This window comes from Methylophaga sp. UBA2689, from assembly GCA_002354555.1.
Classification (GTDB): Bacteria; Pseudomonadota; Gammaproteobacteria; order Nitrosococcales; family Methylophagaceae; genus Methylophaga.
On the sequence record DELT01000095.1, the window covers coordinates 1 to 11,074 of the forward strand.

9 protein-coding genes are annotated in these 11,074 nt (G+C 45.7%); 5 read left to right on the forward strand and 4 right to left on the reverse strand.

The window, feature by feature from the left end:
- Window positions 1-58: 58 nt before the first annotated feature.
- From B3M51_RS11925 to B3M51_RS11945, 5 genes are all read left to right on the forward strand, one after another.
- Window positions 59-1,867 (forward strand): DEAD/DEAH box helicase, encoded by a 1,809-nt coding sequence (locus B3M51_RS11925; protein WP_292759506.1) that lies wholly within the window; start codon window positions 59-61, stop codon window positions 1,865-1,867.
- A 74-nt stretch (window positions 1,868-1,941) separates the two neighbouring features.
- Entirely contained in the window at window positions 1,942-3,171 is a 1,230-nt protein-coding gene (locus B3M51_RS11930; protein WP_292759494.1) for a nucleoside recognition domain-containing protein, read from the forward strand.
- A 161-nt stretch (window positions 3,172-3,332) separates the two neighbouring features.
- Window positions 3,333-3,974 carry a 2OG-Fe(II) oxygenase gene (locus B3M51_RS11935; RefSeq protein WP_292759496.1) on the forward strand — a complete coding sequence of 214 codons (642 nt, stop codon included), beginning with the start codon at window positions 3,333-3,335 and terminating at the stop codon, window positions 3,972-3,974.
- A complete protein-coding gene (def, locus tag B3M51_RS11940) occupies window positions 3,971-4,534 on the forward strand; it encodes a peptide deformylase (protein ID WP_292759498.1) in 564 nt (187 codons plus the stop codon). Before B3M51_RS11935 ends, def begins: the two co-directional genes overlap by 4 nt.
- On the forward strand, window positions 4,518-5,069 hold the full coding sequence (locus B3M51_RS11945) for a pyridoxamine 5'-phosphate oxidase family protein (RefSeq protein ID WP_292759499.1): 552 nt from the start codon (window positions 4,518-4,520) through the stop codon (window positions 5,067-5,069). The genes def and B3M51_RS11945 overlap by 17 nt, the downstream gene beginning before the upstream one ends.
- A 2-nt stretch (window positions 5,070-5,071) precedes the next feature.
- Here B3M51_RS11945 and B3M51_RS11950 read toward each other — a convergent pair whose 3' ends face one another.
- The 4 genes from B3M51_RS11950 to B3M51_RS11965 all read right to left on the reverse strand — a co-directional run bounded on the left by B3M51_RS11950 (window position 5,072) and on the right by B3M51_RS11965 (window position 11,057).
- Window positions 5,072-6,124 carry a DUF3549 family protein gene (locus B3M51_RS11950; RefSeq protein WP_292759500.1) on the reverse strand — a complete coding sequence of 351 codons (1,053 nt, stop codon included), beginning with the start codon at window positions 6,122-6,124 and terminating at the stop codon, window positions 5,072-5,074.
- 13 nt (window positions 6,125-6,137) lie between these two features.
- On the reverse strand, window positions 6,138-7,364 hold the full coding sequence (argJ, locus tag B3M51_RS11955; protein WP_292759502.1) for a bifunctional glutamate N-acetyltransferase/amino-acid acetyltransferase ArgJ: 1,227 nt from the start codon (window positions 7,362-7,364) through the stop codon (window positions 6,138-6,140).
- A complete protein-coding gene (secA, locus tag B3M51_RS11960; RefSeq protein ID WP_292759504.1) occupies window positions 7,364-10,069 on the reverse strand; it encodes a preprotein translocase subunit SecA in 2,706 nt (901 codons plus the stop codon). The genes argJ and secA overlap by 1 nt, the downstream gene beginning before the upstream one ends.
- Before the next feature lie 136 nt (window positions 10,070-10,205).
- The gene (locus B3M51_RS11965) at window positions 10,206-11,057 is read right to left on the reverse strand and encodes a M23 family metallopeptidase (RefSeq protein ID WP_292759508.1); all 852 of its coding nucleotides are present in this window, start codon (window positions 11,055-11,057) and stop codon (window positions 10,206-10,208) included.
- Window positions 11,058-11,074: the final 17 nt, after the last annotated feature.

The following is an 11,074-nucleotide window of genomic DNA, read 5'->3' on the forward strand; positions in this document are numbered from 1 at the left end:
GCTCGCAAATGTCACTTTTACAGCTTTGTTTCCAAAGCTGCCCATCACAGGTTATTCAATGTCCACACCAGAAAACGATTCAACACCCTCATTCGCTGAGTTAGGGTTAGCTGCTCCAATTTTACAAGCTGTACAACAAGCCGGTTATGAAACACCTTCGCCAATTCAGGCGCAAAGTATTCCACCTTTACTTGCTGGTAGAGATTTACTTGGTCAGGCCCAAACCGGTACCGGTAAAACCGCTGCCTTTGCCTTACCGCTGTTAAGCCGTATTGATGTAAAAAACAAAGCCACCCAAATGTTGGTGTTAGCACCGACTCGTGAACTGGCCATTCAGGTTTCAGAAGCGATTCAAAGCTACGCTCGTCACCTGAAAGATTTCCATATTCTGCCGATTTATGGCGGACAAAGCATGGGCATCCAATTACGCTCATTACAACGTAAACCACAGGTCGTTGTCGGTACGCCGGGGCGTATTCTGGATCACATTCGTCGTGGCACATTGAAGCTGGATAAACTTGAAGCATTAGTGCTTGATGAAGCTGATGAAATGCTGCGTATGGGCTTTATTGATGATGTAGAAACCATCCTTAAAGAAACACCGGAAAAACGTCAGGTAGCTTTATTCTCCGCCACCATGCCCGGACCTATTCACCGTGTTGCACAGAAATATCTGAAAGATCCAGTGGATGTTCGCATTCAATCCAAAACATCGACAGTCACCACCATTAACCAGCGTTACTGGCAAGTAACCGGTATGCACAAACTGGATGCATTAACCCGCATTCTGGAAGTCGAAGACTTTGATGGCATGATCATCTTCGTGCGCACCAAAAACGCTACTGTTGAGCTGGCTGAAAAGCTGGAAGCTCGTGGTTATTCCGCTTCGGCGATTAACGGCGATATGAATCAGGCATTGCGTGAAAAAACCATCGAACGTATGAAAAAAGGCAGTATCGATATTCTGATTGCCACCGACGTTGCTGCACGTGGTCTGGATATTGAACGCATGAGCCATGTGGTCAACTACGATATTCCTTACGATACTGAATCCTACGTGCATCGTATTGGTCGTACCGGCCGTGCTGGTCGTAAAGGTGAGGCTATTCTGTTTGTCTCCCCTCGCGAAACACGCATGTTAAGTGCCATCGAGAAAGCCACACGCCAGGTGATTACCAAAATGCAATTACCGAGCAGCGAAGATATTGCTGATCGTCGTGTATTGCAATTCATGGAACAACTAAGCGAAACCATTGAGTCTCAGGAACTGGCTTATTTCGAGACCTTAATCAGTCAATATCAACAGGAACATAATGCTGATCCGATTGAAATTGCTGCTGCATTAGCTTTTTTGGTACAGAAAGACCGTCCGTTAAAACCAGTTAAACATGTTACACAGCGACCAGCTCGTGAAGAACGCGAACGCGGACCTCGTCAGGATCGTGGTGAACGTCCGGCCCGTGGCAGCCGTGAAGACCGTCCACCAAGAGAAAAACGGGCTCCACGTCCTCATCCAAACGAGCCGGATATGGATACTTATCGTGTTGAAGTCGGTCGTGCAGACAAAATTGAACCACGTAATCTGGTAGGCGCAATTGCTAATGAGTCAGGTATCGAAAGTCAATTTATCGGTCGTATTACCATTAATGAGGATCATAGTCTGATTGACCTGCCACAAGGTATGCCAAAAGATATGTTCCAGCAAATACGGAAGGTTTGGGTCAATAACAAACAACTGAATATGAGCCTGGCCACTGATGAAGCTGTTGCGGAAAGTGTTGCAGCCCGGCCTTCACGCCGTAACTTCAGTAAAGATCGTAAAGACGGTCCTAAAAGTAAACCCGCTAAGAAGTTTAAGAAAAGTTAAAACTTAATTAGTACACTCAATAAAAAGTCACTGTTGCCAGTGACTTTTTTTTTGAGCATGCCACAATAGCGTTCATGCTGAATATCATCTGGGTCGCCTTTTTTCTGATTGCCTTTGCAGTGGCTTTATTTAAGCTGCTGGTGTTAGGCGACACCGAAATTTTCAACCAGATCATGCAGGCAATGTTTGCCCTATCCAAAACAGCTTTTGAAATTGCACTTGGCCTGACCGGTATTCTTGCCCTGTGGTTGGGTATTATGAAAATTGGCGAGCGCAGTGGCTTTGTCGAATTATTGACACGAGGATTATCCCCGCTTTTCACCCGGCTGATGCCAGAGGTACCGAAGAATCATCCGGCACTGGGAGCGATGGTGATGAATATATCAGCCAATGCGCTTGGGCTGGATAATGCCGCGACCCCATTGGGTATTAAAGCAATGCAGGAACTGCAAAAGCTTAATCCGTTAAAAGATACCGCCAGTAACGCACAGATCCTGTTTCTGGTAATTAACACCTCTGCGGTTACATTATTTCCGGTCACTATTTTTACCTATCGTGCACAAATGGGCGCTGCCAATCCAACAGACGTTTTTATCCCGTTGTTAATTGCCACTTATTTTTCCACATTGATTGGTTTAATCACTGTGGCCGCAGTACAGAAAATAAACCTTCTGGATCGTGTCGTGTTGATGTATCTGGGAGGATTCAGTGCCTTGGTATTTGGTCTGTTAGCCTATTTTTCCAGTCTGGAACAATCACAGATGCTAGTGCAATCCGCCATTATCAGCAATGTTGTAATTTTTTCACTGGTAATCGCTTTTATCGTTGCGGCCGCATGGCAACGGGTTAATGCCTACGAGGCATTTATTGAAGGTGCCAAAGAAGGTTTTTCGACTGCAGTAATGATTATTCCCTATCTGGTGGCCATGTTGGTGGCAATTGGCGTTTTCCGTGCCAGTGGCGCGCTTGACTTAATTGCGGATGGTATTCGTGCTGGTGTGCTGGCGTTGGGAATGGATGATAAGTTTGTCGATGCATTACCCACCGCGTTAATGAAGCCTTTCAGTGGCAGCGGTGCCCGTGCCATGATGATCGATACCATGGAAGTTCATGGGGCAGATTCGTTTGCCGGGAGACTGGCTTCAATAGTTCAGGGCAGCACTGAAACCACTTTTTATGTATTGGCGGTTTATTTTGGTGCAGTTGGTATTCAGAAAATTCGTCATGCTGTTGCCTGTGGCCTGGCAGCAGATGTTGCCGGCATCACCGCAGCCATTCTGGTCGCTTACTGGTTCTTCGGTTGAAAGATTATTGCCTGGTTACTTTGCTACCAGCAATAACGTCATCACCACAAAATAATCCTTCAAAGAAAATCAAATTCTGCTACATTCTATCGCCCGTTCAAGGGCTTAGCTATGTCAATTGACCATAACAAAGTCACTCACTCTTCTGGAGAATCGCTTCTTTGAATGCTCAATCTGTTGTTGATTATGCCGTATTTGATCTGATTGCTGATGCCCTGACCACCCACGGTTATTGCATCCTGCCACAATTATTGCCTCCCGCTTTAACCCATGATCTATACCGCAGAGTTGCCCGCCTGGATGAGCATAATGACTTAAGTCAGGCCGGGATAGGCCGTGAACAACAACATCAGCTAAATGAGAAAATCCGCACCGATGAAACCCGCTGGCTGGATCCCTCGAACAGCATTGATCAAGCCTATCTTACTCATATGTCAGATTTCCGGCTGGCAATGAATCAACGGTTGTTTCTTGGCTTGTTTGATTATGAATCACACTACGCCCATTACCCTTCAGGTGCCTTCTACAAACGTCATGTCGATGCATTTAAAGGTCAGTCCAATCGTGTATTAACTACGGTGATGTATTTAAACCCATTCTGGCAAACCCTGGATGGTGGACAATTGCAGATTTATGACATTAATAATGATAATCTGATTGTATCTATTGAGCCTGAAATGGGCACATTTGTTGTTTTTTTAAGTGAGCAGTTTCCACATGAAGTTCTTCCCTCGAAACGGGATCGCTACAGTATTGCAGGATGGTTCCGCATTCAGGATCCATTGCAGGCACCGATGATATGAACACTCCTTTTAACATTCTGGAATTAGGTGAAGCTGATTTACGTCGAATTGCCCCGCCGGTAGCCGATATAAATGACGCTGTATTACAACTACAAATTGATGATCTGATAACCTTTGTTCAACAGCGTCGGGGTATGGGGATTGCCGCCACGCAAGTTGGTATTAACCAACGTTTTTTTATTATGTCGAGTCATCCTAATGAGCGTTATCCCTATGCACCCGAGATGCTGGCAACCTGTGTCATTAATCCAGAAATCGTCTGGCACTCATCGCATACAGAAAAAGATTGGGAAGGCTGTTTGAGCGTCCCCGGTCTTAGGGCTCTGGTACCACGTTATCAGCAAATACATGTGCGCTACTGGTTGCGTGATGGTACTCAGGTTGAAACGGCATATGAGGGCTTTATGGCGCGATTATTTCAACATGAACTGGATCATCTTGATGGAAAAGTTTTTGTTGATCGGGTGGAATCGACCCTGGACATGATGACCGAATCCAGCTGGCGTTCAATGCTGGCTGGAAAATCCAAAGGCAGAGACAATAATGGCACAGCAGTTTGATTCACTGTCTGATCGTTTGATTGAGTTTATTCATCAACAACATATGTTTTTTGTTGCAACCGCAACGGCCGACAGCCGGGTAAATGTTTCCCCCAAGGGCATGGACTCGCTAAGAGTGTTAAACAGTAATCGTTTATTCTGGCTGAATGTGACCGGTAGCGGCAATGAAACGGCTGCGCATGTTGAGGAATCACCTCGAATGACCATCATGTTTTGTGCATTTGAGGGGAAGCCATTGATTCTACGAGTCTATGGTCAGGCACGTGCAATACATCAAAAAGATGCTGAGTGGCAGAGTCTGTATGGCTTATTTGATCCATTACCAGGTGCCAGACAAATTTTTATTCTGGATATTGATCTGGTTCAGACCTCATGTGGAATGGCTGTTCCCTATTTTGATTTTGTCGGTGAACGCGAACTACTGAATAACTGGGCTGAGCGCAAAGGTGAAAACGGCATTAAAGAATATTGGCGTGAAAAAAATCAGTTCAGCCTGGATGGAATTGAAACCGATATTATCAAAAAGAATATTTGAGCCTATTGGCCGAACATTTCCCCAACGGCTTTTGCCAAGGTTTCCGAACGTTTTGGATTACGCAACGCCTGCATAACCGGTTCACGCATTCCCGGTATAAATAACAGATCGGCCAATAACTGACTGAACCCGGCCTGCCCAGCATTGTTTTGAGCAAGTTGCTCAAGATACAGTTCACAGATTGGCTGTTTAGCCAGTGCCAACCAGATTCGACCACTGATTATTGCCAGCACTTCAATTTCGCGGCTGCAACGGTGTTTCAGCACCTGAGTGACCATTCGCTCCACTAAACCACGAGCAGGACTGTTGGAAGCAGCCCGTAAACAGGAAATGATTTTGGCCGTATCCGGTTGTTTTTCCTGTAACTGATTATCTACTTGCTGCGCCAATACTTCGATTACCCCCGCAGCAGGGCTTGCATGCTCCAGCAAAACGCATAAATTATGAAATGGTTCCTGAGGCAATTTTGGCAACGTATTAATCAATCCTAACGTCCCTTCATTGGTATCCAGACGAATGGCAAAATCGGCTAATCCCTGCATCGCCAAGCCAGGCCATTTATCCAGAGGGAGATCACCAGTGAAATACCGATAGGCAGTATCGTAATATTTGGAAGGAGATTGTTTCAGAGCATGAGTAGCGTGGGCATTAAATGCGGCCATTCGATCCTGTCGTGGCTGAAAGGTGAACGGACTGTCCTGAAGAGCTCCCTGAATTTTTTCACCATCGGCAGCCGCCAACATTGCTTCGCCCAGTCTTTCCAATAACATCATCAGAAAAGCATCACGGGCATCTGGAATCAATAGTCCCTGCTCATCCAGTGGAAACTGCAGAAACCAGACATAATGATTTTCAGCCGCATCCGGATGCCAGAAAATAATGCCTATTTGGGCGTGACGTTTGAAAGGGTAAGGGTAAGGCTGCTGGCAATTATCAAAACTGACAAACTGTTCCGGGGTTAATTTACAAACCCGGCGGCCCATATCAAACACCCGGTATTGTGCACCACTTTGCCTGAGAAACTTGCTAAGTGTGTTGAACTGTCCAATATCCATATCCTGCTCCGTATCAGGTACGGTACTCTGCGTTTATCTTGACGTAATCGTAAGAAAAATCACAGGTCCAGACTGTTTTGGCAACTTTGCCTCTACCCAGTTTTACCCGTATGGTTATTTCAGATTGTGACATCACCTGCTGGCCTTTTTCTTCAGTATAGTCAGCTGCTGGCTGGCCCCCATCGACAATACATACGTCATCAAGGTAAATGGCAATTTTCGATAAATCCAGATTGGGTAAGCCACTTCGGCCGACCGCCGCCAGAATTCGACCCCAGTTCGGGTCAGAGGCAAACAATGCGGTTTTTACCAGTGGTGAATGAGCGATGGTATAGGCTACCTGCCGACATTCGTCTGGATCAGCGCCCTGTTGAACATCAATACTGATAAATTTGGTTGCACCTTCGCCATCGCGAACAATGGCTTGGGCCAGGAAGCGGCTTAAATTATTTAAAGCCTCGATAAACTGATGTGCATCCGGGCTATCAATATCTTCAATAACTGAGTTCCCAGACTTACCGGTTGCAATAAGAATGCAGGCATCATTGGTTGAGGTATCGCCATCAACGGTAATACTGTTAAAAGACTGCTCCATCGAAACGTCAAGCATCTTTTGTAATATGGAGGGACTTATCGCCGCGTCAGTGGCGATATAAGACAATAAGGTCGCCATATCTGGCCGAATCATGCCTGAGCCTTTAGCGATGCCTGTCAGCGTGATTGGCTGTCCATTTAACGACAGTTCCACTGAACGCGCTTTGGCTATGGTGTCTGTGGTCATGATGGCGTGTGCTGCAGCAAACCAGTTATCAGCGGCTAGTGTGCTAAATGCCTCCGGTAACGCGTTGGTTATTTTCTCAACAGGTAACGGCTGCCCTATAACCCCGGTGGAAAATGGCAACACCGCACTGGTATCACATTGAGCTTGCTGAGCCACCGCCTGACAACATGCTTTTGCTGCTGCCATACCTGTGTCACCAGTGCCAGCATTGGCATTTCCAGAATTTATCAGGAGATAACGTGTCGATGATTGTTGCTGATGCTCTCTGGCTAATAAAACCGGCGCTGCACAAAATGCATTGCGAGTATAAACCGCTGCGGTATGACTTCCGGGTGCCAGTTCAATTAACACTACATCCTGACGACCCGGTTTTTTTATGCCAGCGCTCGCAGTGGCGAGGCGGATACCTTTTACAGGCTTTAATTCTGCAGCAACCGGTGCAGATAAATTTACTGCCATTATTTGATAGCGCCGTGGCAATTTTTGAATTTTTTACCACTGCCACAAGGGCAAGGATCATTACGACCTACTTTTTTACCATCACGTGTTAGCGGCTGATTGGCAGTAGGATGTTCTGCCTCTGCTTCAGCCGATGCACTTTCATGCTGATATTCCACATCAGCTGATTGACGACGTTGCTCATCGACCGCCGCGACATCTTCCGGCGCACGCACTTTAACACGGGAAATCAGACTGATAACTTCATGTTTCAGACTGTCCAGCATGGCAGTAAACAACTGGAAAGCCTCACGTTTATATTCCTGCTTGGGATCTTTTTGGGCATAACCACGCAGATTAATACCCTGACGTAAATAATCCATCTGAGCCAGATGTTCTTTCCACTGTGTATCCAGGGTTTGCAGCATGATGGCTTTTTCAAAATGCCGCATCAACTCAGCCCCGACAGTAGCTTCTTTTGCCTGACAGGAAGCTTCGGCTTCCTCGATAATTCGTTCACGCAAGCTTTCTTCGTGCAGATTGTCATCTGCCTCCAACCAACCGCTGATATCTAATTCCAGAGCGAAATCATCACGTAAAGCCTGTTCCAGACCACTGACATTCCATTGTTCATCAATACTGTTAGGTGGAATGTAAAGACTGATTACATCATTAATGACGCTGCTTCGCATTGATACAATGGTTTCTGATACATCATCTGCCGCCATTAATTCATTGCGCTGCTCATAGATTACTTTACGTTGATCGTTGGCAACATCATCAAACTGCAGCAACTGTTTACGAATATCAAAGTTGTGTCCTTCAACCTTACGTTGCGCATTTTCGATGGCTCTGCTGACCCATGGATGCTCAATGGCTTCACCCTCTTCCATACCCAGTTTCTGCATCAATCCTGCCATGCGTTCAGAAGCAAAAATCCGCATCAGGTTATCTTCAAGCGACAGATAAAAACGGGTTGAGCCCGGATCACCCTGACGACCGGAACGACCACGCAGCTGATTATCGATACGGCGTGATTCATGACGTTCGGTACCGATAATATGTAAACCTCCCGCTTGCAAAACCAAATCATGACGTTGTTGCCATTCGGCTTTCACTTTAGCTTTAGCAGCTTCATCAGCCTCTTCACTCAGCTTGTCCATCTCTGCTTCAAGACTACCACCAAGCACAATATCTGTACCACGACCCGCCATATTGGTTGCGATAGTAACTGATCCCGGTTTACCCGCTTCAGCGATAATATGAGCCTCTTTTTCATGAAATTTTGCGTTCAGAACTTCGTGGGGAATTTTGGCTTTGGTCAGCAATTTATCCAGATATTCTGAGCTTTCAATCGAAGCTGTACCAACCAGAACAGGTTGTTTTCGCTGCACACAGTCCTGAATATCAAGCAATATCGCATCAAACTTTTCTTTTGCTGTCAGATAAATTCTATCGGCTTCATCTTTACGCTGCATTGGACGATGTGTCGGAATAACCACAACTTCCAGACCATAGATTGACTGCAATTCATACGCTTCGGTATCGGCTGTACCGGTCATACCGGATAGCTTTTTGTAAAGACGGAAATAATTCTGGAAAGTAATGGAAGCTAGGGTCTGGTTTTCGTTTTGAATCTTGACCCCTTCCTTGGCTTCAATAGCCTGGTGCAAGCCTTCTGACCAGCGACGCCCGGGCATGGTACGGCCGGTAAATTCGTCGACAATGATTATCTGATCATCCTGGACAATGTATTCAACATCCCGATGAAATAATACATGTGCACGAAGTGCTGCAGTTACGTGATGCATCAAACCGATATTGGCCGCATCATACAGACTGGCATCTTCATCCAGCAGACCGGCTTCGGTTAATAACTGCTCGATTTTTTCATGACCAGCTTCGGTAAAATGCACCTGTTTGTTTTTTTCATCAATGGTGTAATCACCCGGTACAGTGATATCTTCATCTTCACCTTCCTGCTGGGTCAGACTTGGAATCAATTTGTTTATCTGCAGATAACGCTCAGAACTGTCCTCAGCCGGACCGGAGATAATTAGTGGAGTACGGGCTTCGTCAATCAGGATGGAGTCAACTTCGTCGATAACAGCAAAATTTAATGGGCGCTGTACTCTATCTTCCAGTCGAAAGGCCATGTTATCGCGCAGATAATCAAAGCCAAATTCGTTATTGGTACCGTAAGTAATGTCTGCGGCATAAGCTTCACGGCGTTCATCTCCACTCAGTCCACTAACAATTACACCGGTTGTTAGGCCAAGGAAACCATAAAGCTTGCTCATCCAGGCCGAATCACGTTTGGCAAGGTAATCGTTGACAGTAATAACATGGACGCCTTCACCGCTTAAGGCGTTCAGATATACCGCGAGTGTGGCTACCAGCGTTTTCCCCTCGCCGGTTTTCATTTCGGCAATTTTTCCGTCGTTCAACACCATACCGCCAATCAACTGCACGTCAAAATGACGCATTTCCATAATCCGTTTACCGGCTTCACGAACGACAGCAAATGCTTCTACCAGAATATCATCCAGCGTTTGCCCGTCATCCAGGCGTTGTTTGAATTCTATGGTTTTGGATTTTAAAGCGGCATCGTCAAGCTTTTCATATTCGCCTTCCAATTCATTGATGAGGCTGACCTGTTTTTGCAGTTTTTTGATTACACGATCATTACGACTGCCAAAAACCTTACTGAAAAACTTGCCTACCATGACTAAAACTACCTGTTGAATGTGTCGAATTGACGACAGTTTGATTAAACGCGTGATTATAACGCGTACTGTTGGGAAGATCGAAGACTCACCGCATTTTTTTAAGTGGTGTCAGATTTTTCAAATACAAGAGGAATTATTCGATGTAATTAAACGGATTAACGGATTTACCGTCTCTTACCACTTCGAAATGAACATGTGGACCAGTTGAACGACCGGTTGATCCCATAAGCGCAATAACATCTCCCTTGTTAACACGGTCCCCGGTACTGACATTGAGTGTTTTGTTGTGCGCATAACGAGTTACATAGCCATTTCCATGGTCAATTTCAACCAATCCACCGTAACCTCCACGCATACCTGCCCAACTTACGATACCATCCGCCACCGAAATGACCGAGCTACCGGTTTTTCCGGCAAAATCGAGTCCATCATGGAAAGCCTTTTTCCCATTAAATGGATCAACACGATATCCATAGAAAGACGATACCCAGCCATCAACCACTGGACGACCACTGGGTATGGCGCCGGCGATATTCTCATTAGTAATCAGAAACTCCTGTAATGCCGTCAAGGTATCCTGTTGATCAGCAAAATCCTGTGAGAGACGAACCAGACTTTCTTCAAATTCAGCGTTTGATAACCAGTCACCAGAATTTTCAATACCGCCCATCCCGGGAGCAAATTCCAAATCAAAATCAGAAAGTTCAAACCCTGCAATTTCAGCTAATCGCTGACTGAGCATCTTCAGCCGAATTGCCTCTGCCTGTAAGCCTCCTAACTGCTGCGCATAAAAGCCTTGAATGGCTTCATTAGCTGTTGTGTCATCACTGATAGAGAGGGGATCGGTTTGGGGGGTGAGGAGTCGAGCGGTTGGGAAAAATTTTGAGTCTACTGTATCGTTGATAGCTGTCTTTTCTTTTATATAATTCATAGTAGAGACAGTTATCGCAATCGTTATGGATAAAAGAAATGCGACTAACAGCATCAATTTCGTTCGGCTTA